At 72.2% G+C, this 23,520-nt stretch carries 21 protein-coding genes; 8 read left to right on the top strand and 13 right to left on the bottom strand.

What is annotated here, in order from left to right; translation table 11 throughout:
- Positions 1 to 241: 241 nt before the first annotated feature.
- Both EIO00_RS17715 and EIO00_RS17710 read right to left on the bottom strand, forming a co-directional pair.
- On the bottom strand, positions 242 to 655 hold the full coding sequence (locus tag EIO00_RS17715) for a DUF2795 domain-containing protein (protein WP_140180391.1): 414 nt from the start codon (positions 653 to 655) through the stop codon (positions 242 to 244).
- Between the two features lie 39 nt (positions 656 to 694).
- A complete protein-coding gene (locus tag EIO00_RS17710; RefSeq protein WP_140180389.1) occupies positions 695 to 916 on the bottom strand; it encodes a DUF6158 family protein in 222 nt (73 codons plus the stop codon).
- Between the two features lie 305 nt (positions 917 to 1,221).
- Between EIO00_RS17710 and EIO00_RS17705 the strand changes: the two genes are divergently transcribed.
- The 3 genes from EIO00_RS17705 to EIO00_RS17695 all read left to right on the top strand — a co-directional run bounded on the left by EIO00_RS17705 (position 1,222) and on the right by EIO00_RS17695 (position 3,662).
- Positions 1,222 to 2,196 carry an ABC transporter permease gene (locus tag EIO00_RS17705; protein WP_140180387.1) on the top strand — a complete coding sequence of 325 codons (975 nt, stop codon included), beginning with the start codon at positions 1,222 to 1,224 and terminating at the stop codon, positions 2,194 to 2,196.
- 10 nt (positions 2,197 to 2,206) lie between these two features.
- Positions 2,207 to 3,004, top strand: a complete 798-nt coding sequence (locus EIO00_RS17700; RefSeq protein ID WP_175596265.1) for an ABC transporter ATP-binding protein — start codon at positions 2,207 to 2,209, stop codon at positions 3,002 to 3,004.
- Between the two features lie 133 nt (positions 3,005 to 3,137).
- Positions 3,138 to 3,662: a YbhB/YbcL family Raf kinase inhibitor-like protein gene (locus EIO00_RS17695; protein ID WP_140180385.1), complete on the top strand. Its 525-nt coding sequence runs from the start codon at positions 3,138 to 3,140 to the stop codon at positions 3,660 to 3,662.
- Between the two features lie 79 nt (positions 3,663 to 3,741).
- Here the strand turns inward: EIO00_RS17695 and EIO00_RS17690 are convergent, their stop codons facing one another.
- On the bottom strand, positions 3,742 to 5,082 hold the full coding sequence (locus EIO00_RS17690; RefSeq protein WP_140180383.1) for a KamA family radical SAM protein: 1,341 nt from the start codon (positions 5,080 to 5,082) through the stop codon (positions 3,742 to 3,744).
- 437 nt (positions 5,083 to 5,519) lie between these two features.
- On the opposite strand from EIO00_RS17690, the gene EIO00_RS17685 reads away from it, so the two are divergent.
- Positions 5,520 to 5,909 carry a hypothetical protein gene (locus EIO00_RS17685; RefSeq protein ID WP_140180381.1) on the top strand — a complete coding sequence of 130 codons (390 nt, stop codon included), beginning with the start codon at positions 5,520 to 5,522 and terminating at the stop codon, positions 5,907 to 5,909.
- Between the two features lie 119 nt (positions 5,910 to 6,028).
- Entirely contained in the window at positions 6,029 to 7,147 is a 1,119-nt protein-coding gene (gene plsX / locus EIO00_RS17680; protein ID WP_241661433.1) for a phosphate acyltransferase PlsX, read from the top strand.
- 24 nt (positions 7,148 to 7,171) lie between these two features.
- Here plsX and EIO00_RS17675 read toward each other — a convergent pair whose 3' ends face one another.
- From EIO00_RS17675 to deoC, 5 genes are all read right to left on the bottom strand, one after another.
- Positions 7,172 to 7,417 carry a DUF2630 family protein gene (locus tag EIO00_RS17675; protein ID WP_140180380.1) on the bottom strand — a complete coding sequence of 82 codons (246 nt, stop codon included), beginning with the start codon at positions 7,415 to 7,417 and terminating at the stop codon, positions 7,172 to 7,174.
- Between the two features lie 39 nt (positions 7,418 to 7,456).
- Positions 7,457 to 7,819, bottom strand: a complete 363-nt coding sequence (locus EIO00_RS24590) for a hypothetical protein (protein WP_175596263.1) — start codon at positions 7,817 to 7,819, stop codon at positions 7,457 to 7,459.
- A 154-nt stretch (positions 7,820 to 7,973) separates the two neighbouring features.
- Positions 7,974 to 8,834 (bottom strand): aldehyde dehydrogenase family protein, encoded by an 861-nt coding sequence (locus EIO00_RS17665; RefSeq protein ID WP_140180378.1) that lies wholly within the window; start codon positions 8,832 to 8,834, stop codon positions 7,974 to 7,976.
- Positions 8,827 to 10,269 carry an aldehyde dehydrogenase family protein gene (locus tag EIO00_RS17660; protein ID WP_206664169.1) on the bottom strand — a complete coding sequence of 481 codons (1,443 nt, stop codon included), beginning with the start codon at positions 10,267 to 10,269 and terminating at the stop codon, positions 8,827 to 8,829. The genes EIO00_RS17665 and EIO00_RS17660 overlap by 8 nt, the downstream gene beginning before the upstream one ends.
- 5 nt (positions 10,270 to 10,274) lie before the next feature.
- Complete coding sequence (gene deoC / locus EIO00_RS17655) at positions 10,275 to 11,216, bottom strand: deoxyribose-phosphate aldolase (RefSeq protein WP_140180376.1); 942 nt, start codon at positions 11,214 to 11,216, stop codon at positions 10,275 to 10,277.
- Positions 11,217 to 11,381: 165 nt separating this feature from the next.
- On the opposite strand from deoC, the gene EIO00_RS17650 reads away from it, so the two are divergent.
- Both EIO00_RS17650 and EIO00_RS25670 read left to right on the top strand, forming a co-directional pair.
- A complete protein-coding gene (locus EIO00_RS17650) occupies positions 11,382 to 12,188 on the top strand; it encodes an SAM-dependent methyltransferase (RefSeq protein ID WP_140180373.1) in 807 nt (268 codons plus the stop codon).
- 1,694 nt (positions 12,189 to 13,882) lie between these two features.
- Entirely contained in the window at positions 13,883 to 16,744 is a 2,862-nt protein-coding gene (locus EIO00_RS25670) for a helix-turn-helix transcriptional regulator (RefSeq protein WP_140180371.1), read from the top strand.
- A 366-nt stretch (positions 16,745 to 17,110) separates the two neighbouring features.
- On the opposite strand, the gene EIO00_RS17640 is transcribed toward EIO00_RS25670, so the two are convergent.
- Together EIO00_RS17640 and EIO00_RS17635 are read right to left on the bottom strand one after the other, a co-directional pair.
- Complete coding sequence (locus EIO00_RS17640) at positions 17,111 to 17,923, bottom strand: class I SAM-dependent methyltransferase (protein WP_140180369.1); 813 nt, start codon at positions 17,921 to 17,923, stop codon at positions 17,111 to 17,113.
- 242 nt (positions 17,924 to 18,165) lie between these two features.
- Positions 18,166 to 18,924, bottom strand: a complete 759-nt coding sequence (locus tag EIO00_RS17635) for an IclR family transcriptional regulator (RefSeq protein WP_140180367.1) — start codon at positions 18,922 to 18,924, stop codon at positions 18,166 to 18,168.
- A gap of 267 nt (positions 18,925 to 19,191) precedes the next feature.
- Between EIO00_RS17635 and EIO00_RS17630 the strand changes: the two genes are divergently transcribed.
- On the top strand, positions 19,192 to 21,129 hold the full coding sequence (locus EIO00_RS17630; RefSeq protein ID WP_140180365.1) for an acyl-CoA dehydrogenase family protein: 1,938 nt from the start codon (positions 19,192 to 19,194) through the stop codon (positions 21,127 to 21,129).
- Here the strand turns inward: EIO00_RS17630 and EIO00_RS17625 are convergent.
- The 3 genes from EIO00_RS17625 to EIO00_RS17615 form a co-directional block, all read right to left on the bottom strand.
- The gene (locus EIO00_RS17625; RefSeq protein WP_140180363.1) at positions 21,126 to 21,488 is read right to left on the bottom strand and encodes a MerR family transcriptional regulator; all 363 of its coding nucleotides are present in this window, start codon (positions 21,486 to 21,488) and stop codon (positions 21,126 to 21,128) included. The genes EIO00_RS17630 and EIO00_RS17625 overlap by 4 nt on opposite strands.
- Before the next feature lie 104 nt (positions 21,489 to 21,592).
- Entirely contained in the window at positions 21,593 to 22,030 is a 438-nt protein-coding gene (locus EIO00_RS17620; RefSeq protein WP_140180361.1) for an Hsp20/alpha crystallin family protein, read from the bottom strand.
- A 182-nt stretch (positions 22,031 to 22,212) separates the two neighbouring features.
- Entirely contained in the window at positions 22,213 to 23,361 is a 1,149-nt protein-coding gene (locus EIO00_RS17615; protein ID WP_140180359.1) for an acetyl-CoA C-acetyltransferase, read from the bottom strand.
- Between the last annotated feature and the right edge of the window lie 159 nt (positions 23,362 to 23,520).

The following is a 23,520-nucleotide window of genomic DNA, read 5'->3' as shown; positions in this document are numbered from 1 at the left end:
ACGCGCTCCGGCCCCGCTCCGGGGGCGCGTGGGACGCGCTCTGAACGCGCCTCGGACGCGGCCTCGGCGCGGGGGCCTGAGCCAGGAGCGGATGCGCCCCGGACGCGCCGCGGGCGCGGTCCGGGGCGTGAGCGGCGCCGGCGTCCGCGCCGGCCCGGGCCGACCGCGCGGTCGGCCCGGGGCCCGGAGGGGCCCGGGAGGCGCGCCGGAACGCACCGGACGTCGCGCCAGATGTCGCGCGCTAGATGCGGTGCCGTTCGGTGTGGATGCCGATGGCGCGGGCGATCTCCCCCACGTTGTGGAACCGGCGGTCCTTCGGCAGCCCCAGCATCGCGGTGATGAGGGGGTCCGGGGCGTGTTCGCGCTCCAGGAGCGTCAGGATCCGGCCGCGGTCGGCCGGGTAGTCCAGCGACGCCAGCGCCTGGGCGATCCGCGAGCGCCACGCCACCTCCCCGGCGCTCATGTCGACCCCGCCGGCCTGCCGCTCCGGCGGCATCTGCACGGCGGAGCCGGGGGACTCCTCAAGCGGCTCGGGCCGCTCCCGCTCCTCGGCCTCCTCGGCGCGGGCGGGGCCCCCGCCGCGGACCATCCCTTCGGTCTCGCGCTTGAGCTCATCGTCTGTGCGCGGACCGCGTTCAGCGCTGTCTCGGGGCATGGTGCGTGCTCCCTTCGTGGGATCCCCTCGGCGCCGGAGTCACCTCGCCCGCGCGCCCTCGCGCAGCCGCTGCGGGCTCACCTCGCGGTCGGGGTGCCGCCGGATGTACTCGGCCTCCAGCTCGGCCGTGCGCCGGGTGTGCTCGGCGAGCGCGCGGTCGGAGCCGTGCCGCAGGGTGTCCATCCGGGTGTCGTACAGGCTGGACAGCTCGCGCAGCAGGTCGGTCTCGCTGAGCGCCGCGGGCTCGACACCGATCGCCATCGACTTCCCCTTTCGGCCGGAATGTTCGTGTCTGCGGACTCGGCTGAGCCCTACCCGGTCGCCGCCCGGCAAACATCGCGGGGCGGTCGCCGGCGGGCGGAGCGCCGCCCCGGCCCCGCGGGGAGGACGTCGTCGCCGCGTCCGCCCACCGCCGGCGAGGCGGATCGGAGGGCATCCGTCCGTCGAACGGCGCCGATGCCCCACAGATGACGAAACGTCCGAAGATCACAAAGAAGATCACGAATCGGTGGCCACTCACGGGCGAACGTCCCCTGCTCGTTCGCACCTGCAATAGGCTTCCGCACATGAGTCACCCGGAACGGGCCCGTCCGTCGGGTGGCGAGTCGGTAGACACGATCGCGGAGCCCCCTGCCTTGGCTGAGAAGCGCGCCGAGTCCCTGGCCGAATTCGCCGCCCGCCACGGACTGACGCAGAGCGCGGCACGCCCCCCGCTGCGCGCCTATGTCCGACAGCTGTGGCAGCGACGCGTGTTCATCTGGAACTTCGCGTCGGCCAAGAGCATGTCGATGTACACCTCGTCCCGGCTGGGCCAGGTCTGGCAGGTCCTCACGCCGCTGCTGAACGCCGGCGTGTACTTCCTGGTCTTCGGCGTGCTGCTGGGCACCAACAAGGGCGTCACCAACTACACGGCCTTCCTGATCACCGGGGTGTTCGTGTTCACGTTCACCCAGCGGTCGCTGACCGCCGGCGCCAAGTCGATCGGCAACCACCTGTCGCTGATCAGGGCGCTGCACTTCCCCCGGGCGTCGCTGCCGTTCGCCTACGTGATCGTCGAGCTGCAGCAGCTGCTGATCTCGATGGTCGTGCTGGCGGTGCTGGTGCTGGTCACCGGGGAGCCGCTGAGCCCGCGCTGGCTGCTGGTGGTGCCGGCGCTGGCGCTGCAGCTGGTGTTCAACATCGGGATCAGCCTGGTGGTCGCCCGGATGGGCGCGTTCGTGCGCGACATCCAGCAGCTGCTGCCGTTCGTGACCCGCGCCTGGCTGTACTTCTCGGGGATCTTCTTCATGATCGCCACCCTGCCCGAGCGGGAGGGGTTGCGGGACTACCCGTGGATCGGCGACCTGCTGCAGGCCAACCCGGCCTCGGTCTACATCGAGCTGGTGCGCACCGCGCTGATCGACAGCTACCGCGATGATCTGGCCGCCTACTCGTGGGGTTACGCTCACTTGTGGTGGTACGCCCTGGCCTGGGCGCTGGTGGCCTTCGTCGGCGGGTTCTGGTACTTCTACCGCGCGGAGGACAGGTACGGCCGTGGCTAAGGTCAAGGAGATGGCTCGGGTGTCGGACGCGCCCGAGGTGGTGATCGACCCGACCCGCGAGCCCATCGTGGTGGTCGACGACCTGCACATCATCTACCGCGTGTACGGCAGCGCCGGCGGCGGCAAGGGCACCGCCGCCAGCGCCCTGCTGCGGATCCTGCGTCGCCAGAACCGGCCGCAGATGAAGGAGGTCCACGCCATCAAGGGCATCTCCTTCGTGGCCTACCGGGGCGACGCGATCGGCGTGATCGGCACCAACGGGTCGGGCAAGTCGACGCTGCTGAAGGCGATCGCCGGGCTGCTGCCGCCGCACAGCGGCGGGGTCTACACCCAGGGGCAGCCGTCGCTGCTGGGCGTGAACGCGGCGCTGATGCGGGACCTGTCCGGCGACCGCAACATCGTCCTGGGCTGCCTGGCGATGGGCCTGACCCCGGAGGAGACCCGGGCCAAGTACGACGAGATCGTCAAGTTCGCCGATCTCAAGCCCGGGTTCATCCACTACCCGATGTCGACCTACTCCTCGGGCATGGGCGCGCGGCTGCGGTTCGCCATCGCGGCGGCGCGCACCCACGACATCCTGCTCATCGACGAGGCGCTGGCCACCGGCGACGCCAAGTTCAAGCGGCGCAGCAAGGCCAAGATCGATGAGCTGCGCAAGGACGCCGGCGCGGTGTTCCTGGTGGCGCACAACCTCGACGTGATCGAGGAGACCTGCAACCGGGTGATCTGGATGGACGACGGCCGGCTCCGCATGGACGGCGACCCCCGCGAGGTGATCGCCGCCTACACCGAGGCGACCGGCAAGTAGCCGCTCGCCGCCGGACCGCGCTCGGGCTCCTCGGGCGGGTCTTTCCCGGCGTCCGGCGGTACCGGTGGCGGTACTGGTAGTGGTAAGCCGACAGCAGTGTCCATGAAAGCCGCACGCAGACAGGGAGAGCGCCATGGCCGAGCAGCCGCCGCTTCCGCATGAGTTCCTGCCCCAGGTCCCCACGTTCACCGTGGAGAGCGACGACATCACCGACGGGGAGCCGCTGGACGAGCGGCACGTGTTCAACGACTGGGGGTTCAGCGGCGGGAACCTCTCGCCGCACCTGCGCTGGTCGGGCTTCCCCGCCGAGACCAAGAGCTTCGCGGTGACCTGCTATGACCCCGACGCCCCGACCGGCAGCGGGTTCTGGCACTGGGTGAAGTTCGACATCCCGGCGACCGTGACCGAGCTGCCGCGCGGGGCGGGCGCCGAGGACTCCACGATCGGGATCCAGTGCCGCAACGACTACGGGATCAAGGCGTTCGGCGGGGCCGCCCCGCCGCCCGGCAAGCCGCACCGGTACGTGTTCACCGTGCACGCGCTGGATGTGGAGTCGCTGGGGATCGACTCGTCGGTGATGCCGGCGGTGGCCGGGTTCAACATCACCGCGCACACGCTGGCGCGGGCCTACATCGCCCCGATCTACCAGTCCTCCTGAGCCCGGGACAAAGGCGCCGTGCCCGCTCGAAGCGGGCACGGCGCCTTGTCGTGTCACCTCGTCGCGTCAGCCCGTCACGTCACTTCCTGGGCGTGTAGTCCAGGTCGTCGTGCGGGAAGCGGTCGGCGAAGGCCGGCTTGAGGTCGTCCAGCCACACCGCCGTCGGGTCGTACTGGGCGAAGAACGGCTTGCCGACCAGCTCGGGGTCACGGCACTGGATGAAGTGCAAGGCGAAGACCTTCTCGCCCGCCACCTCCGTCACCCCGTCGACGCAGACCTTGCCGGGGGTCGCCGACATGGACGGCCCGCGCACGGTGCGGGCCAGTCCGGAGACGTGCTTGTAGGCGTCCCGGAAGATCTCCCACGCCCGGCCCAGCGGCACCGCGAAGTAGTCCTGCGGGCCGGTGTCGCGCTCGACGAACATGTAGTACGGCACCATGCCCATCCGGACCTGGGTGCGCCACATGTGCTCCCAGACCTTGGGGTCGTCGTTGATCGAGCGGATCAGCGGCGCCTGGGTGCGGATGACCGCGCCGGTGTCGCGGATCCGGCGGACCGCCTGGTGGACGATCGCCGGCTCCAGCTCGCGCGGGTGGCTGAAGTGCGCCATGAACGCCAGGTTCTTGCCGGACTCCACGACCTGCTCGAACAGCCGCAGCATGTCGTCGGCGTCGGGGTCGGTGACGAACTTCTGGGGCCAGTAGGCCAGCGATTTGGTGCCGATCCGGATCGATTCGATCTGCTCCAGCTCCAGCAGCGGCTCCACGTACCGGCGCAGCACCGGCTCGCCCATGATCATGGCGTCGCCGCCGGTGAACAGCACGCTGGTCACCTCGGGATGGGCCGCGATGTAGTCCCGCAGCTGGTGGGCGTCGTCACCGGCCAGCTTGAGGTCGAGGTCACCGACGAACTGGGCCCAGCGGAAGCAGTAGGTGCAGTAGGCGTGGCAGGTCTGGCCCTGCTTGGGGAAGTACAGCACCGTCTCGTCGTATTTGTGCTGCATCCCCGGGATCACGCCGTCCCCGAAAGTGGGCACGTTGAGCTTGAGCTGTCCGGCCGGATGCGGGTTGAGCCTGGCCCGGATCCGGTTCGCCTCGGCCTCGACCTCCTGCCGAGGCGCCTCCCGACGCAGCAGATCGGCGATGCGGGCCACGTCCTCGGCAGGAAGCATGTCCTCCTGCGGGAAGACCAGCCGATATATCGGATCGTCCGGCGCGGCGGACCAGTCGATCAGCTCCTCGATCACATAGCTGTTGGTCCGGAACGGCAGCACGGTGGCGACCGCCCGGACGGCGAGGCGCTGCTCCGGTGACAGCCCGGCTCGAACGGTCAGTTCGTCCAGGTGCTTGACGGTGAAGGCGCGGAACTTGCGGCCGGTGGATCGCACCGCGGTCGGCGCCGCGTCGTTGACCAAGGTCACGTGGCAGTACTCCTTGTGATCATGTAGGTGGACCCATGGGACCCTGCGCCTGTGTGCCAGTAGCCGGTTGTCTCCCCTCTACGTCCACGATAAGCCCCAATTCGGGCATAACGGTCACTTGAGCATGACCGGCGCAGTGAAGGGCCACCTGTACAACGATCCAAAGCCCGGATGGTGGCGGGCGGTTCTCGGACAATCCAGACGCTTTCCGCCGCGCACCGCCCTCCACGGGAGAGACGGGGCGTTAGGGGGCGACGCGCACCGTACCGGCGGGCACGACGACCCCGGTCACCGCCGGAGCGCCCCGGATCCTCGCCGGCGGGGCGGCCGAGGGCGGGGCGGGCGCCGTGATCCCCGCGGAATGGAACGGCCAATTCTCCGGCAAGCCTGGCCGCCGGAGCGGGTGAGCCGCCGCCCGGTGGGCGACCTTACGCAGTGTGAGACTGCTCATAGGAGCGATCGCCGCCGCCATCATCGCCACCGTGGGCGTCGGCGTGCTGGCGTACTCGGCGATGACCGACGAGAAGGAACTGCGCCACCCCACCCAGGCTCAGCTGCGCCGCGCCCTGCCGGAGCTGGCCGCCGCCGAGCTCAAGGCCCGGGGCCATCCCCTGAAAAGCCCGCTGACCTGCACGGACATGGCGGGCTGGACCGCCCGCAAGATGCGGGTGCAGTGCACCGGCCAGACGGCCGCAGGCCTGCCGGTGGAGGTGTACGGGGCCGCCGAGAAGGACACCGTGACCGAGTACTTCACGATCCTGGTCGACGGCCGCCCGGTGGTGCAGAACGCACCCTGCCTGGCCGCCGACTGCCGGTCGGAGGACTGACCGGCGCACGCGGGGCGACGGCCACCGCGCGCGGTGACCTACGATGCGTTGAGCCGACTTCGGCGAATCACTTCCACCCCCCGACCGCGCCTCTGCGGTGAACGATCCTGGAGCCCGTGATGACCGGCCATGACACGGGCGTGCAGCCGCGGCCCGTGGTGATCGACACCATGGGCGGCGATCACGCGCCCGAGGAGATCGTCGCCGGTGCGGTGGCCGCGTTCCGCGAGCACGGCGTCCGGCTGCTGCTGGTCGGCCCGGCTCCGCTGATCAGGGCCGAGCTGGACGCGCACGGCATGACCGGGGAGATCCCCGTCGTGCATGCCGAGGAGGCACTGGCGATGGACGAAGGAGCGCTGGCGAGCTGGCGCAAGCCGCGCTCCACGGTGGCCGTCGCCTGCCATCTGATCAAGACCGGCCGCGCCTCGGCGCTGGTGTCGGCCGGCACCACCGCCGGCGTGGTGGCGACCTCCAGGCTGCGGCTGAAGGCCCAGCCGGGGGTCATCCGCCCCGCCATCGCGGTCACCCTGCCCACCCGGCCCCGGCCCACGGTGCTGCTGGACTCCGGCGCCACCGCCGACGTCAAGGCCGAGTCGCTGGTCCAGTTCGCCGCGCTGGGCACCGCCTACGCCCAGGTGGCGCTGGGCGTGGAGCGCCCGCGGGTGGGGCTGCTGACCATCGGCGCCGAGCCCGGCAAGGGCAACAAGGTGGTGCGGCGGGCGCACGAGCTGCTGGCCTCCGGCCAGCAGGGGATCGAGTTCGCCGGGAACATCGAGGGCACCGACCTGCTCGCCGGCAAGGTCGACGTGGTGGTGACCGACGGCTTCACCGGCAACGTGGCGCTGAAGACGCTGGAGGGCGCCGTCCGGACCACGATGGCGGAGCTGTCGGAGACGATCCGCTCCAGCCTCCTCGCCAAGGCGGGCGCCCTGCTGCAGCGGCGCCGGCTGCGCGAGCTGAGGAGGCGGCTGGACTCGGAGACCTACGGCGGCGGCGTGCTGCTGGGCCTGAACGGCACGGTGGTGATCGCGCACGGGGCCTCCAACGCCCGCGCCGTCACCTCGGCCTGCCTGCTGGCCCGCGACCTGGCGGCCGGGCGGATCGTGGAGCGGGTCCGCGACCAGGTGGCCGCCACCCGCACCTCGCGGTTCGGCCTCCGGCTGACCGGCGACCGGGGCGATCGGGACGCCGGGTCCTCCCCCTCGCAGCCGCCCGCCCCACCGGACGCGGGCGGCTGATCCGCCGCCGGGTCCGCGGCGGGCCTACTGCAGATAGCCCTCGACCTCGTCGGTCGGACGGACGCGCGCCTGGTCGGGATCCTCCCCCGCCTGCGCCTTGGCGCGCCGCTGCCGGAGCAGGTCCCAGCACTGGTCCAGCGCCGTCTCGAGCCGGCGCAGCCGCTGCCGTTCCTCCTGCCGGGTCAGTCGCCCGCTCTCGTGCATCCCGCGCAGCCGATGCTCCTCCTCGACGAGCTCGCCGATGCGCGCGAGGATGTCCTGCTCGTCCATGCCCGCTCCCTGGGTTCGCGGTGTCTCACCCGCGTCGCATTACCCGGTCGCGGCGCTCCCACCCCTGCTGCCCGCGGTGCGTCGCGCGGTGCTCCTCCCGGCGGACTTGGCAGTCCCGGCGGCGGCCTTGGCGGTCCTGGTCGTCTTGGCGGTGCCGGCGGTCTTGGCGCGGGTGGTGCGGGCGGCGGTGCGGGTGGCGGCGCGCTTGGCGGTGGTCTTGCGGGCGGCCGTCTGCGAGCGGGCGGTCCGGGCGGCGGGACGGGCCGCGGGACGACGGTCGACGGTCAGGATCAGGCCGGTCAGGGCCTTGGCGAAACCGGCCACCGCCCTGGTCATCGACAGGGCGGTGGTCACCGTCCCGGTCGCCGCCGACATCAGTCGACCGGCCGCCGCCCTGGGCATGGATGAACGCTTGGTAGGCACTTGACAACCCCCCGTGTCGATCAGATACGGGAGGTCTATTCCACCCGCGCCTTCCCGCTACACCCTTCCGGGCCGGATGACCGCGGTGAGGCGGCCACCCGGCCCGCGACGCCCGGGTCGGCCGAGGGGCCGCTCAGACGCCGACCGGGTGCCAGACGGTCTTGGTCTCCACGAACGCGGTCATCCGGCCGAGACCGGGGTCGGCCGTCCAGTCCTCCCCCTCGGGCCGCAGCACCCGCTTGAGATTGCCGGCGGCGGCCTCCTCCAGGGAGGGCACCAGGTCGGCGGGGGCGCCCGTCAGGTCCACGGCGTTCACGTCCATGTGCGCGGCCAGCCACGGGGCCAGCTCGGCGCGCCGCCCGGTGAGGATGTTCACCACGCCGCCGGGCAGGTCAGAGGTCGCCAGCACCTCGGCGAGGGTGATCGCGGTCAGCGGGGCGGGCTCGGAGGCCACCACGACGCAGGTGTTGCCGGTCACGATCACCGGGGCGATCACCGACACCAGTCCCAGCAGCGGCGAGTCGGGGGCGATGACGGCGACCACCCCCGTCGGCTCGGGGGTGGAGAAGTTGAAGAACGGCCCGGCGACCGGGTTGGCCGATCCGACGACGGCGCCGAGCTTGTCGGCCCAGCCCGCGTACCAGACCCAGCGGTCGATCGCCGCGTCGACCTCGGCGGTGGCGGCGGCCTTGCCGGCCCCGGCGGTGCGCAGCTCCTCGATGAACTGGCCGCGCCGGCCCTCCAGCATCTCGGCGATGCGGTAGAGGATCTGCCCCCGGTTGTAGGGGGTGCGTCCGGACCAGCCGCCGAACGCCTTGCGGGCCGCGCTCACCGCGTCGCGGGCGTCCTTGCGGGAGGCCTGGGAGGCGTTGGCCCAGAAAGCGCCCTTGGCGTCGTGCACCACGTACGACCTGCCGGACTCCGAGCGGGGGAACGCGCCCCCGATGAACAGCTTGTAGGTCTTGCGCACCGCAAGCCGCGTCGGCTCAGACATCGAGGTAGGCCTCCAGCCCGTGACGACCGCCCTCGCGGCCGAAACCCGACTCCTTGTAGCCGCCGAACGGAGCGGCGGGGTCGAACTTGTTGAACGTGTTGGCCCACACCACGCCCGCGCGCATCCGCTGGGCCATCCACAGGATCCGTGAGCCCTTCTCCGTCCAGATCCCGGCCGACAGCCCGTAGGGGGTGTTGTTGGCCTTCTCGACGGCCTCGGCGGGGGTGCGGAACGTCAGCACCGACAGCACCGGGCCGAAGATCTCCTCCCGGGCGATCCGGTGGGATTGGGCCACGCCGGTGAACACCGTGGGGGGGAACCAGAAGCCCTGCTCGGGCAGCCGGCACGGCACCGACCAGCGGGTCGCGCCCTCGGCCTCGCCGATCTGCGCCAGGGTGCGGATCTTCTCCAGCTGCTCGGCGGAGTTGACGGCGCCGACGTCGGTGTTCTTGTCCAGCGGGTCGCCGACCCGCAGGGTGGTCATCCGGGCCTTGAGCCGCTCCAGCAGCTCCTCGGCGATCGTCTCCTGGACCAGCAGCCGGGAGCCGGCGCAGCAGACATGGCCCTGGTTGAAGAAGATCCCGTTGATCACGCCCTCGACGGCCTGGTCCAGCGGCGCGTCGTCGAAGATCACGTTCGCCGCCTTGCCGCCCAGCTCCAGGGTGAGCCGCTTGCGGGTGCCGGCCACCGCGCGGGCGATCTGCTTGCCGACCTCGGTGGACCCGGTGAACGCGACCTTGTCGACGCCCGGGTGCTCCACCAGGGCCTTCCCGGTCTCCCCCGCCCCGGTGACGATGTTGACCACGCCCGGCGGAAGCTCGGCCTGCCGGCAGATCTCGGCGAACGCCAGCGCGGTCAGCGGAGTGGTCTCGGCGGGCTTGAGCACCACGGTGTTGCCGCAGGCCAGCGCCGGGGCGATCTTCCAGGCCAGCATCAGCAGCGGGAAGTTCCAGGGGATGACCTGCCCGGCCACCCCCAGCGGGCGCGGGTCGGGCCCGAACCCGGCGTACGGCAGCTTGTCGGCCCAGCCGGCGTAGTAGAAGAAGTGCGCCGCCACCAGCGGCAGGTCCACATCGCGGGACTCGCGGATGGGCTTGCCGTTGTCGATGGTCTCCAGCACCGCCAGCTCGCGGGAGCGCTCTTGGATCAGCCGGGCGATGCGGAACAGGTACTTGGCGCGCTCCCGGCCGGGCATCGGCCCCCACACCGTCTCGAACGCGGTCCGGGCGGCGGTCACCGCGCGGTCCACGTCGGCGGGGCCGGCCTCGGTGATCTCGGCCAGGACCTCCTCGGTGGCGGGGTTGACGCTCTTGAAGCTGCGGCCGTCGGTCCCGTCGACCCACTCGCCGTTGATGAACAACCCGTACGCCGGCCGGATGTCGACGATCGACGCCGACTCGGGCGCCGGCGCGTACTCGAAGATGTGCTCGCTCATGGCGTTCAGTCCAAGGTGAAGTAGTCGGGGCCCGAGTACACGCCGGTGGCCAGCTTGCGACGCTGCATCAGCAGGTCGTTCAGCAGGCTGGAGGCGCCGATCCGGAACCGGCGGGGGGTGAGCCAGTCGTCCCCGGCGGTCTCCTTCACCAGCACCAGGTACCTGATCGCGTCCTTGGCGGTGCGGATCCCGCCCGCGGGCTTGACCCCGACCCGCCGTCCGGTCGCGGCGCGGAAGTCGCGGACCGCCTCCAGCATCACCAGCGTGACCGGCAGCGTCGCCGCCGGGGAGACCTTGCCGGTGGAGGTCTTGATGAAGTCCGCGCCGGCCCGCATCGCCAGCCAGGAGGCGCGGCGCACGTTGTCGTAGGTGACCAGCTCACCGGTCTCCAAGATCACCTTCAGGTGGGCGTCGCCGCAGGCCTGCTTGACGGCGGCGATCTCCTCGTAGACCTTCAGGTAGTCCCCGGACAGGAAGGCGCCCCGGTCGATCACCATGTCGATCTCGGCGGCGCCCGCCGCCACCGCGGCGCGGGTGTCGGCCAGCTTGGCCTCCAGCGGCGCCCGGCCGGCCGGGAAGGCGGTCGCCACGCTGGCCACCGCGATCCCCGAGCCGTCCAGCGCCCGCACGGCCACGTCCACCAGGTCCGAGTACACGCACACGGCCGCGACCTTGGGCACCGACGGGTCCTCGGGATCGGGCCGCATCGCCTTGGCGCACAGCGCCCGCACCTTGCCGGGCGTGTCCGCCCCCTCCAGGGTGGTCAGGTCCACCATCGAGATCGCCAGGTCGATCGCGGCGGCCTTGGCGGTCGTCTTGATCGACCGGGTGGCCAGCCGGGCGGCCCGCTCCTCGGCCCCCACCTGGTCCACCCCCGGCAGCCCGTGCAGGTAGGCGCGCAGCTCGGCGTTGGAGCCGGGCGCGTCCGTCAAAGTCTCCGTTGACACCTGCTAAGGATCGCCCATGGTCGGCACCCTCACAAAACGGGCTGCGAGTCGGCAGGAGAACGCGATGATGAGGAACGTTTCATTCGTGTCCGCAGGGGCTCGGGAAGCGAGGCGTTCCACCAGTACGATCAAGGACCGGATCACGCAACCTTCCTAGGAGTCACCGTGTCGTCGGCAGGATCGGTGCCGCCGCCTCCGGACCAGGTCGCCAGTCCGGCTCGGATACACGACTACCTGCTGGGCGGCAGGGAGAACTACGCAGTGGACCGGCGCGCAGCCGAGCATGTCCTCAACATCGTGCCGACCGCCCGGGAGGTGGTGGCCAGCAACCGGCGCTTCCTCCACCGGGCGGTCCGGTTCGCCGTGCAGGAGACCGGGATCCGGCAGTTCCTCGACCTCGGCTCCGGTCTGCCGACCCCGCAGAACGTGCACGAGACCGCGCAGCGGTTCGACCCCTCGGCGCGGGTGGTCTACGTCGACAACGACCCGGTGGTGGTGGCGCACGGCCAGGCGCTGCTGGCCGACGGCGACCGCACCGCCATGATCACCGGGGACGTCCGGGACCTGGACGCGGTGTTCGACGACCCCCAGGTGACCCGGATCGTGAACCTGTCCGAGCCGGTCGGCGTGCTGCTGGCGACGGTGCTGTCCTGCCTGCCCGACCGGGACCGGCCCGGCGATGTGGTGCGCAAGGTCGTCGAACGGGTCCCGAGCGGCAGCCTGCTGATCATCAGCCATTCCGCGGCCACCGACCAGCGGATGCGCGACCGGATGACCGAGTTCATGCTGGGCGTCACCCGCGGCATGTGGGGCCGGATGCGCGACCCCGAGGAGATCGCCGCCTGGCTGGAGGGCCTGGAGCTCGTCCCGCCGGGCCTGGTCGAGGTGTCGGCCTGGCGCCCCGACCCCGGCGAGACGGTCAACCCGCCGACCGAGGCCATGACGCTCGGCGCGGTCGCCCGCGTGCCCTGACGGGCGGGGACGCCGTCGGGCCGCGGGCCGGGGCGGCGGCGTCGCCCCCGCCCGCGACCGCCCGCCGCCCCGCCGGCGACCTCCGTGGCGTGACCGCTCCGCCGGGGGGATCGACGCCCACGGGCGGTCCGCAGCGCCCGGCGAGGAGACCGGCCGCGCCGCGTGGTCGACGGTGTCCTCGCGCCGCCTCTCCGCGCAACGCTCCCGGCGTCGTGAATCCCGTGACGGCCGGTCCGCATATCGAGCGTCGGCGCGATCTCGTTCCCGGGGGTGCGTCCGGGTGCGGGCGGAGCCGTCGCCGGAACGCCCGGCGCCTTCGGGATATATCCGTCCCGCCGTGTTCGCGGGGAGAAGTGAACATGCGGAGATCTCCGGGGGAGGTCGTACGGCTTCTGTAAAGGCCCTCTCGGCGCGATGGCATCGGCCATCGTCGCCACTGCCGCGCCGCCTGCGGTCCACGGGCCGGACCGGCCGGGAACCGCGCACCGCGACGAGGTCGGGCGGCTCCTTGCGCCCGTCCTCCGGGCACGGGCGAGCGGTCCGCGCGGCCACCTCTCCCTTCCGCTCGCCCTTTGGCTCGCGCGACCACGGCCGGGGAAGCGGCACCCGCGCCCATGCGCCGCCAGCCGGCCGGCGGACCGGGACGGCCCCCGAAAGGGCCGGGCGCCGCGACCTCGGCGACCCGCTCCCGGGGCGCCCTGGCCGGGCGCCGTCGCCGGAGGCGGCCGAACGGCGAGAAGACGATGCCGCCCTCGTCCATCACCGCCCGGAGCAGGCCCTCCAGGACCGCCGCGACCACCGCCGGCACCACCGGGGTCGGGCGGCGGACGCCCCTCGCCCGATCCCCGCCGGACGGCCCGAGGAGGATCACCGCCCCGAACGGCGCGAGCACCGTGAGGGGCGGCGGGATCGGCGCCGGCCGGCCGTGCCGGGCGGCCGACCTTCCCCCGCGTTCTCCAGCACGTCTCTCAGTGTGTTCTTCAGTGCGTTTCTCAGTGCTTTTTTCAGTGCGTTGCGCCGTGCAGTGCGCCGTGCCGGGATTTCCCGGCGACCCGGCGAAGCCGCCGGGATCATGCGAGGCCGGCTCCACGATCTGGAGAAAGCATTTCCCATCCTGCGCCGGACGGGAATCTCAGCGCCCCCCTTGCACCTCGCGGCATTCCCCTCGTCACCCGGAAGTCAAAATGGCCGACACCGGAGGAGCGCCGGCGGAGAACGGCGCCGCGCGCCGCGCAGAACCCGTTCCGAAGGATGAAGAGAATCCGAAAAGGAGAAATCCGGCATCACACCGTTCCGCATCGGCGCGGCGGCCCGCGCCGCCCCTCCGTCCGCAGGGGCGACGACCGGGCCGGACGGCCGGCGGACCCGTTCCGGGGCGGCGCGCCGCCCCGTGGCGCCGGCATGCGCCCCGGCCCTGGCCGGAGGGCATTTCCGCGCCCGAGGCCGTGGGCCGGTCCGGCTGCGGGCGCGGACACCGGAGCGGAGCCGACAAAGCGCTTGACCGGCGGCGTCCTCGCACGCTCCGTCTCCGCGCTCCACGGGAACGGATGCGGTCACCGACGGTGACCTCACGGAAACGCCGCGACCGACGGTTCGAGGGCCCCGATCCGGAGAAACCGCGCTTTGCCGTGTCCGCTGACGGCGAAACGAAAAATAAGCGGAGTTCTCCGGTTTCCAGATGGCATGCTGAGGATGTGAGCGCACGATCGGTCAGTCCCATCCTCGTCGGCAGAACGGCCGAGCTGCAGATGTTGGAGCGGGCGCTCGGCGACGCGCCCGGAGCGGTCCTGATCGGCGGGGAGGCCGGGGTCGGCAAGACCCGCCTGCTCCGCCACTTCACCGAGCGGGCGGCGGCCGGCGGCGCCCGGGTGCTGGTGGGCGGTTGCCTGGAGCTGGGCTCCGACGGCCTGCCGTTCGCGCCGTTCACGGCGGTGCTGCGCGGGCTGGTGCGGGAGATCGGCATCGACGGGGTGGCCGGCCTGCTGCCGCGTTCGGCGGCGGCCGCGGGCCTGGCCCGGCTGCTGCCGGAGTTCGGCGAGCCCGACGGCGAGGCCACCGGCGGCGAGGACCGCGCCCGATTGTTCGAGCTGGTGCTCACCCTGCTGGAGCGGCTGGCCGAGCGCTCCCCCACGGTGCTGGTGATCGAGGACGCGCACTGGGCCGACCAGTCCACCCGGGACCTGCTGACGTTCCTGGTCCGCAACGCGGGCGCCGCGCCGCTGCTGATCGTGGTGACCTTCCGGAGCGACGAGCTGCACCGCGCCCACCCGCTGCGCCGGTCGCTGGCCGAGCTGGACCGGGTGGAGCGGGTACGGCGCACCGAGCTGGAGCGGCTCACCCGGGGCGAGGTCGCCGAGCTGGTGCGCGGCCTGCTGGACGGCGAGCCGCGGGCCGGGCTGGTGGAGCAGGTGTGGGAGCGCAGCGAGGGCAACCCGCTGTTCGTGGAGGCGCTGCTGGCCCGCGACGGCACCCTGGCCAGCACGCTGCCGGACTCGCTGCGCGATCTGCTGCTGGCCGCGGTGCAACGGCTGCCGGAGGAGACCCAGGAGGTGCTGCGGCTGGCCAGCGCCGGCGGCACCCATATCGAGCACGCCCTGCTGGCCGCGGTGTCCGGGATCGACGACACCGCGCTGGCCCGGGTGCTGCGGCCCGCCGTCGAGGCCAACGTGCTGGTGGTGGACGGCGACGGATACGCCTTCCGGCACGCGCTGATCCGCGAGGCGCTGCACGACGACCTGCTGCCGGGCGAGCACACCCGGCTGCACACCCGTTACGCCGAGGCGCTGGAGAACGATCCGGGACTGGTGCCCGCCAGCCGGTTGTGGGTGGAGCTGGCGCACCACTGGTACTCCGCGCACGACCCCACCTGGGCGCTGGTCAGCGCCTGGCGGGCGGCCGGCGACGCCCGCAAGGCCGTGGCCTACGCCGAGTGCCTGGCGATGCTGTCCCGCGTCCTGGAACTGTGGGACAAGGTCCCCGACGCCGCCGAGCGCATCGGCGCCGAACGGCACGACGTGATGGAACAGGCGGTGCAGGCCGCCGAGCTGGCCGGGGAGCACGAACTCGGCATCAAGCTGGCCACCGCCGCGCTGCGCGAGATGGAGGCGCTCGGCGACGACGCCCGCTGCGCCGCGCTGCTGGAGCAGCGCGGCCGGATGGGATACCAGCTGGCCCGGCCCGACTACCTCGACGACCTGCGGGCCGCCGCGGCCCGGCTGCCCGCCGAGCCGCCCAGCATGGTGCGGGCCCGGGCGCTGGCCTCGCTGGCGTCGTTCGCCCAGCACCTGTCGGCGGTGGACGAGGCGCGTTCGGCCGCGCAGGAGTCGCTGGCCATCGCCCGCCGCGTCGGCGACGCCACGGCCGAGATCAACGCGCTGCTCACGCTGTTCTGCGTGGACATCGACTACGACGACGGGCTGGCGCAGCTGGCGGAGATCGAGCGGCTCATCCACCGGTCCAGCGACCAGCGGCATCTGCTGCGGATCGCGGTGCTGCGCTCGCACTTCCTGGAGGGCGCCGGCCGGCACGCCGAGGCGGTGGAGGTGGCCGCCCGGGGGGTCGAGCTGGCCCGCGAGCTCGGCCTGTACCGCACCCAGGGGACGTTCCTGACGATCAACCTGGCCGAGCCGCTGGTGTCGCTGGGACGCTGGGACGAGGCGCTGACCCGTCTGCGGCAGGCGATGGACCAGGACCCGCCGCCCTCCATCCGCACCTCGCTGCACGTGCTGGCCGGCGAGGTGGCGCTGGCGCGCGGCGACCTGGAGGAGGCGGAACGGCAGCTGGCGCCCGCCCGCGAGATCATGTGGCGCAAGGCCCAGGACTTCTTCGCCATGCTGCGGCTGGAGTCGGCGCTGCGGCTGGCCCAGGGCCGTCCGGCCGAGGCGCTGGAGGCGGTGGCGGGCGTGCTGGACAACCCCGGTCTGCCGGACGACGCCCGATACGCCTGGCCGGTCCTGGTGAACGGCGCGGGGGCCTGCTCGGAGCTGTCCGACCGCGCGGAGGCGGCGGGCTGGATGGAACGCATCGAGAAGCGGGCCGCCGACCTGGCCGTGCGCGGCCCGCTGCAGAAGGCCCACCGCATCACCTTCACCGCCAAGGCCGCCCTGGCCCACGGGCGCCGCGACGCCGCCGCCTGGGACGCCGCGGCCGCCGCCTGGGAGCGCGTGAACGAGCCCTACCCGCAGGCCAAGAGCCTGGCCCATGCCGCCAAGGCCGCTCTGCTCGCCGGCGACCGGGACGGCGCCCTCCCCCGCCTGCGACGCGCCGCCGCCCTGGCCGAGCGCCTGCAGGCCGCCCCGCTGCTGGAGCGCATCGCGGAGCTGTCCCGCAGCGCCGGGCTGGAGCCCGCGCCCGAGCGCCGGCCCCCCGGCCTCACCCCGCGCGAGCTGGAGGTCCTCCGGCTGGTCGCCCAGGGCCGCACCAACCGTGAGATCGCCGCGGCCCTGTTCATCTCCGCCAAGACCGTCAGCGTGCACGTCTCCAACATCCTGGCCAAGCTCGACGTCCCCACCCGGGGGCAGGCCGCCGCCCTGGCCCGCGAGCTCAAGCTCGTGTGAAGACCTCGGCGAGGGCCGCGCTCGGGTGAGGGCGCCGCCCCGACCGGCCGCCTCCGTGACGGGGACGCGCCGGGCCCGCTGAGGCGCCGCCGGGCGGTCGCCGGCGGAGAAGAGCCGGGAGGCGGTGGGGGCTCCCCTCCCAGGCCCCCACCGCCTGCTTCCTCAGGGCCGCCGCCGGCGCCGACGACCCGTCAGGAAGACGAGTCTGGCCGGGATGGGGGCCGGAGGACATCGGTAGACCTCCCGATATTCGGCGCGGAAAGCCGAGCGCCCCGTGACCGGGCGGTCACGGGGCGCCCTCCGGCATGGACGCTTTGACCGAGAACGCGACGTGTGGGGTGGTGGAGCGCTCGGGAGCGCGACGCGTCAGTGGGGGACGCGGGCGACGCAGAAGACGGTCTGCCCGAAGGGCGGGCGGATGATCCTCTCGATCACGCGGGTGGTGGGGACGACGGTGCGGTCGTAGATCTTGACCAGACGGGGGTCGGGATACCCGGCGCCGCCGCGGCGGACCGCGAACCACCAGGCGATGCCGCCGAGGAAGTTGATCGGCTTGCAGACCTCGGGGATCAGCCCGGCCGCGCGGACCGACCTGGTCAGCGTCTCAGGGGTGTAGCGGGTGACGTGGCCGACCTTGCGGTCGAAGTCGCCGTACAGCTGCATGTAGCCGGGCACCCAGATGATGATGCGGCCGCCGGGCAGGGTGACCGCGGCGAGATCCTTCAGGGCCTGCACGTCGTCCTTGATGTGCTCCAGCACGTTCATCATGACGACGGTGTCCACCTTCTGGCGGATCCGGATCTCGGTGGGCAGCGCCAGCTCGATCACCTCGACGTCGGAGTTGCCCTCATAGCGCTTGCGGAGCTGCTCCACGCAGTAGGGGTCGTTGTCGCTGACCACCAGGTAGTCCAGCCGACCGGCGAACTGCTCGGAGAAGTGCCCCAGCCCCGAGCCCACCTCCAGCATGGACCGGCCCACGTGCGGGGCCACCATCTCGTATTCGTACCTGCGGTAGTTGCGGGCCTCGTCACCGCCCAGATGATTCTCCAGGGCGCCCTCGCCGGCCGCGGGCTGGACGATCTCGCCGTCCCCGGGCGGGGGAGCGGCCGAGCCCTGCTTGGTGCCCAGCAGCTTCAGGAGGGTGCCGGCAATGGACTTGTGCTGCTTCGATGACTGCATTGGTTTCCGCTCGCTGAGTGCACCACCCGGCTGGCACCGACGTGCTGCTTGCGTTCGCTGTGCTGTTCTCGCCGGACCGGCGCGACGACCGCCGAAGGATGAGCGGCGGGCCGGTCTGGAGTGCGAAGACCGACCCAGTCTAACGGCACCGGTCCCGCTCGACCGTCGCGTCCCTCGCGCCGACCGCGTCACATCGTCACCGTGCGTGGTCTGCGCGGTCCGCCGGGCGGTGCGGCGAGCCCTCAGAGGGTCAGCGACAGGGTCCGCTGGATGCGGGCGGCGGCGGCCTGGAGGCGGTGCGCGGAGGCCTCGATGTCGGGCAGGCGGCTGGGGCGGCAGGAGACGGCCAGGGCGCCGACGACGGTGCCGGAGGCGTCGGTCACCGGGACGGCGGCGCAGCCGGTGCCCAGGGCGTACTCCTCGCGGTCGATGGCGAGCTCGGCGGGGGCCCGCAGGACGCGCAGCAGCTCGCGGGGGTCGGTGATGGTGTGCGGGGTCAGGTCGACCAGGGGGTGCCGGGCCAGGTAGTCGCGGCGCAGATCCTCGTCGAGCTGGCGCAGCACGCACTTGCCGATGGCGGTGGCGTGGGCGGCCTGGTCGAACCCGACCCACAGGTCGACGCGCGGGGCGCGCGGTCCGTCGGCGATGTCGACGATGCGGATCTCGCCGTCCTCGTGCATCCCGAAGTAGACGGCGGCCTTCAGCTCGTCGCGCAGGGCGATCAGGGCGGGACGGATCCGCGCCAGCATCGTCTGAGGCCTGCTGCGGCCCTGCAATGCCTGCAGCCGGTCGCCGAGCACCCACACGCCGTTGGGCAGGCGGTTGGCGTACCCCTCGTGGGCCAGGGTGCGCAACAGGTGGTAGGTGGTGGCGAGCGGCAGCCGCGCCTCCCTGGCGAGCTGCTTGGCGGGCGCGCCGTTGGGATGCGACGCCACCGCCTCCATCAGGTGCAGCGCCCGCTGCACCGAGGCGATGAGAGTCGGCTTCCGTGTCCTGTCCATCACGGACGGCGACCCCTTCCGACCTCGCTCGGCCAAGGCGTGTGCCGGTGCTCCCGCCCATTGGATCACTTCCTCCTCCCCCGGTACAGCCGTTCCGGGAAATTCGCCGGGGAATCGGCGCGATGGAACGGTCCGTTTTCCGTGGAGCGCAACGATCGTCCGGCTTGTCCGCCAGGTCGTGTCTCGCCGCGGAACGGGTACGACGAATCCCGCGTGAAGTTCCACACACATTCCCGATCTCGTCCGCACATCGGTGAAGGAGCCGCTATGAGCACTGCGTCCGCCTCGGGCGGCGGAGCCGCCGTCGACGAACGCACCGCCCGCCGGGTCGCCGAGGCCGCCCGAGAGAGCGAGTGGCGTCTGCCCAGCTTCGGCAAACAGCTGTTCATGGGACGGCTGCGGATGGACCTGATCCATCCCCACCCGCGACCTGCGCCGGAAGACGTCGAACGGGGCGAGGCGTTCCTGCGCAGGCTGCGGGAATTCCTCGCCGAGAACGTCGACCCGCAGCGAATCGAACGCGAGGCGCGCATCCCCGACGATGTGGTGGCGGGCCTGCGGGAAATCGGCGCGCTGGGCATGAAGATCGATGAAAAATACGGCGGGCTGGGCCTGAACCAGCTCTATTACGGCCGGGCGCTGATGCTGGCCGGATCGATCAGTCCGGCGATCGGCGCATTGTTGTCGGCGCACCAGTCCATCGGCGTTCCACAACCGATCAAAATGTTCGGCACCGAGGAGCAAAAAGCGCGCTGGTTACCCCGCTGCGTCAACGAGATCAGCGCGTTCCTGCTCACCGAGCCCGACGTGGGCTCGGACCCGGCCCGGCTGCACGCCACCGCGGTGCCGACCGAGGACGGCGGTGAGTACGTGCTCAACGGCGTCAAGCTGTGGACCACCAACGGGGTCGTCGCCGACCTGCTGGTGGTGATGGCGCGGGTGCCGGAGTCGCCCGGGCATCGCGGCGGGATCTCGGCGTTCGTGGTCGAGGCCGACTCCCCCGGCATCACGGTGGAGCACCGCAACGCGTTCATGGGCCTGCGCGGCATCGAGAACGGCGTCACCCGCTTCCACGACGTGCGGGTGCCGGCGGCCAACCTGATCGGCCGTGAGGGCTCCGGGCTGAAGATCGCGCTGAGCACGCTGAACACCGGCCGGCTGTCGCTGCCCGCGATGTGCGCCGCGGCCGGCAAGTGGGCCGCCAAGATCGCCCGGGAGTGGTGCGCCGAGCGGGTGCAGTGGGGCCGCCCGATCGGCGAGCACGAGGCCATCTCCACCAAGCTGTCGTTCATCACCGTCACCGCCTATGCGCTGGAGGCGATGGTGGACCTGGCCTCCTCCCTGGCCGACAACGAGCGCAACGACATCCGGATCGAGGCGGCGCTGGCCAAGCTGTACGGCTCGGAGATGGCCTGGCGGATCGCCGACGAGCTGGTGCAGCTGCGCGGCGGCCGGGGCTATGAGACGGCCGAGTCGCTGGCCGCCCGGGGCGAGCGCGGGGTGCCCGCCGAGCAGATGCTGCGGGACCTGCGGATCAACCGGATCTTCGAGGGCTCCACCGAGATCATGCATCTGCTGATCGCCCGGGAGGCGGTGGACGCCCATCTGGCGGTGGCCGGGGACATCATCGACCCGGAGACGGCCCCCGCCGACAAGGTGCGCGCCGCGGCCAGGGCGGGCGGGTTCTACGCCCGCTGGCTGCCCACGCTGGTGTCGGTGCCGGGCCTGAGCGGCCGGGACAGGTACGCCGGGTTCGGGCCGCTGGCCCGTCATCTGGCCTTCGTGGAGCGGGCCAGCCGGAGACTGGCCCGCTCCACGTTCTACGCCGCCGCCCGCTGGCAGGGCGCGCTGGAGCGGCGCCAGGCGTTCCTGGGCCGGATGGTGGACATCGGCGCGGAGCTGTTCGCGATGAGCGCGGTGTGCGTGCGGGCGCGGATGGACGCCGGCTCCGGCAACCGCGGGCTGACCCCCTACGCCCTGGCCGACGCCTTCTGCGAGCAGGCGCGCGTCCGCGTCGAGGCGCTGTTCGAGGCGCTGTGGCGCAACACCGACGCCCAGGACTCCCGGTTGGCCCGGCGGGTGCTGACCGGCGAGTTCTCCTGGGTGGAGGAGGGCGTGCTGGATCCGTCCATCCCCGGCCCGTGGATCGCCGACTCCACCCCCGGTCCCAGCCGGACCGCCGACGTCCACCGGCGCATCGGCTAACCGCCGTCGTCGCCGGTCCGCCGCCGGCGGCCCTCCAGCTCGCGGATCCGCCGGCGGGCCTCGGCGAGCTCGTCCTGCAGCTCGCGGACCTGCTGCTCCAGCTCCAGGATGCGGCGGATGGCGGTCAGCGTCATGCCCTGGCCGGCGAGCTCGGCCACGTATTGCACGCGCCTGATCTCGACGCGGGAGTAGCGGCGCTGGCCTCCGCTGGTGCGCACCGGGCGGACGACCCCGAACTCGTCCAGCCGGCGCAGGAACGCCTGCTGCAGCCGCAGCATCGAGGCGACCTGCCCGACCGAGTACAGGGGGGCGTTGGCGTCGTCCACCGGCAACCTGGTGTCGTCGGACGGCGAACTCATGGGTCACAAGCCAACCATCGACCGCGATGAGACCGAAAACGCGGGTGCGGCGAGTCCGCCGGGCGGCGCTCGCCGCACCCGCGGGCCGACGCGGCCGGCGGGCGTCATGCGGTGATGGACTTGCGTTCCTTGGCCCGCTTGATCTCGATCCTGCGCGGCCGGGCCTTCTCCAGCACCGGGATCCGGACCGCGAGCACGCCGTTGCTGTAGGCGGCCTCGATGTTGTCCGCGTCCAGGTGCTCCGGCAGGTAGACGCGCCGGGTGAAGGTGCCCATCATCCGCTCGCGGACGAACGGCCGTTCGTCGCCCTTGTACTCCTCCTCGCGGCGGGCGCTGACGCTCAGCACGCCGCGGTCGACGGTGACCTCGATCGAGTCGGGGTCGATGCCCGGGACGTCGAAGCGCAGCACCACCTCGTCATCGCGGCGGATGCCGTCCATGGGCATCACCTCACCGTCGACGTGCCCGAGGAACTGCCTGCTCAGCCGGTCGAACTGACGCTCGAACTCCTGCATGAAGGGGTCGATGGCGGTCAGCAGCATCTCCTCGCACCTCCGTCGCGAGCTCTGTACTTACCTCTCTGTAGAGAGCTAACTTCAAAGTCAACTTGTATATTTCCGCCAACTCCAGCTTTAAACATCGCCGGACACACGAAGGGGCGGGCCCCTGTCGGGCCCGCCCCTCACGCTCGCGCGGCCGTGCTCGGCCGCTCAGCCGGACGCGTTCACAGACGCTCGATGATGGTGGCGTTGGCCTGGCCGCCGCCCTCGCACATGGTCTGCAGGCCGTAGCGGCCGCCGGTGCGCTCCAGCTCGTGCAGCAGCTTGGTCATCAGGATGCCGCCGGTGGCGCCCAGCGGGTGGCCCAGCGCGATGGCGCCGCCGTTGGGGTTGGTCTTGGCCGGGTCGGCGCCGATCTCCTTCAGCCAGGCCAGCACGACCGGGGCGAACGCCTCGTTGATCTCGACGACGTCGATGTCGTCGATGCTCAGGCCGCTCTTCTCCAGCGCCTTCCGGGTGGCCGGGATCGGGCCGTCGAGCATGACCACCGGGTCCGAGCCGCACACCGCCAGGGTGTGGATGCGGGCCCGCGGGGTCAGGTTGTGCCGCTTGACGGCCTCCTCGGAGGCGATCAGCAGGGCCGAGGCGCCGACCGAGATCTGGGAGGACACCGCCGCGGTGAGCTCCCAGCCCTCGCGCAGCGGCTTGAGCGAGGCCATCTTCTCCAGGCTGGTGTCGGGACGGACGCCCTCGTCCCGGTCCAGCCCGTTGAGCGGCGCGATCTCACGGTCGAAGTAGCCGTTCTCCTGCGCCTTGGCCGCCCGCTGGTGGCTGGTCAGCGCGAACTCCTCCAGGTCGGGGCGCTTGAAGCCCCACTTCTCGCACATCAGCTGGGCGCCGCGGAACTGGGAGATCTCCTGCTGGCCGTAGCGCTCGCCCCAGGCGGGGCCCCACGGCAGGCCCACGGTCGGGCCCTCCGGCCCCATCGGCACCGAGGAGCCCATCGGGACCAGGGCCATGTTCTCCACGCCGGCGGCGACCACCAGGTCCTGGGTGCCGGACAGCACGGCCTGCGCCGCGAAGTGCACGGCCTGCTGGGAGGAGCCGCACTGACGGTCGATGGTGACGCCCGGCACGTTCTCCGGCAGCCCGGCCGACAGCCACGCGGTGCGGGCGATGTCCAGGGTCTGCGCACCGACCTGCATGACGCAGCCCATGATCACGTCCTCCACCGCCGCCGGGTCGACCCCTGTACGGTTCACAAGCTCCTTGAGCACATGGGCACCGAGGTCGGCGGAGTGGACGTCCTTCAGGGCACCCTTCTTGGTGCCCACGGGGGTACGGACCGCGCCGACGATGTACGCCTCGGCCACGACGCCTCCAAATTTCTCTGCGTAGGGGTTCCGTCCCGGAGCAAACCGAGCAGGATTCGGTTGTTGATACGAGGTTACATGCCGCGGCCCGCCGCGTCGCGGGCGCGCCCCGCCGAATTCACAGCCCGCGCATGTGCGCGGCTCGGCCGAAATCCGGCC

It is taken from the genome of Thermomonospora catenispora, assembly GCF_006363815.1.
GTDB classification, from domain to species: domain Bacteria; phylum Actinomycetota; class Actinomycetes; order Streptosporangiales; family Streptosporangiaceae; genus Thermomonospora; species Thermomonospora catenispora.
The sequence above is the reverse complement of the archived record's forward strand: the minus strand, read 5'-3'. Positions and strand labels throughout refer to the sequence as shown.

What these genes read in the sequence shown, in the direction of transcription:
- EIO00_RS17715 (WP_140180391.1), bottom strand. Translation starts at nt 655, where the DNA reads ATGCCCCGAGACAGCGCTGAACGCGGTCCGCGCACAGACGATGAGCTC.
- EIO00_RS17710 (WP_140180389.1), bottom strand. Translation starts at nt 916, where the DNA reads ATGGCGATCGGTGTCGAGCCCGCGGCGCTCAGCGAGACCGACCTGCTG.
- EIO00_RS17705 (WP_140180387.1), top strand. Translation starts at nt 1,222, where the DNA reads ATGAGTCACCCGGAACGGGCCCGTCCGTCGGGTGGCGAGTCGGTAGAC.
- EIO00_RS17700 (WP_175596265.1), top strand. Translation starts at nt 2,207, where the DNA reads ATGGCTCGGGTGTCGGACGCGCCCGAGGTGGTGATCGACCCGACCCGC.
- EIO00_RS17695 (WP_140180385.1), top strand. Translation starts at nt 3,138, where the DNA reads ATGGCCGAGCAGCCGCCGCTTCCGCATGAGTTCCTGCCCCAGGTCCCC.
- plsX (WP_241661433.1), top strand. Translation starts at nt 6,029, where the DNA reads ATGACCGGCCATGACACGGGCGTGCAGCCGCGGCCCGTGGTGATCGAC.
- EIO00_RS17675 (WP_140180380.1), bottom strand. Translation starts at nt 7,417, where the DNA reads ATGGACGAGCAGGACATCCTCGCGCGCATCGGCGAGCTCGTCGAGGAG.
- EIO00_RS24590 (WP_175596263.1), bottom strand. Translation starts at nt 7,819, where the DNA reads ATGCCCAGGGCGGCGGCCGGTCGACTGATGTCGGCGGCGACCGGGACG.
- EIO00_RS17665 (WP_140180378.1), bottom strand. Translation starts at nt 8,834, where the DNA reads ATGTCTGAGCCGACGCGGCTTGCGGTGCGCAAGACCTACAAGCTGTTC.
- EIO00_RS17660 (WP_206664169.1), bottom strand. Translation starts at nt 10,269, where the DNA reads ATGAGCGAGCACATCTTCGAGTACGCGCCGGCGCCCGAGTCGGCGTCG.
- EIO00_RS17640 (WP_140180369.1), bottom strand. Translation starts at nt 17,923, where the DNA reads ATGCAGTCATCGAAGCAGCACAAGTCCATTGCCGGCACCCTCCTGAAG.
- EIO00_RS17635 (WP_140180367.1), bottom strand. Translation starts at nt 18,924, where the DNA reads ATGGACAGGACACGGAAGCCGACTCTCATCGCCTCGGTGCAGCGGGCG.
- EIO00_RS17630 (WP_140180365.1), top strand. Translation starts at nt 19,192, where the DNA reads ATGAGCACTGCGTCCGCCTCGGGCGGCGGAGCCGCCGTCGACGAACGC.
- EIO00_RS17625 (WP_140180363.1), bottom strand. Translation starts at nt 21,488, where the DNA reads ATGAGTTCGCCGTCCGACGACACCAGGTTGCCGGTGGACGACGCCAAC.
- EIO00_RS17620 (WP_140180361.1), bottom strand. Translation starts at nt 22,030, where the DNA reads ATGCTGCTGACCGCCATCGACCCCTTCATGCAGGAGTTCGAGCGTCAG.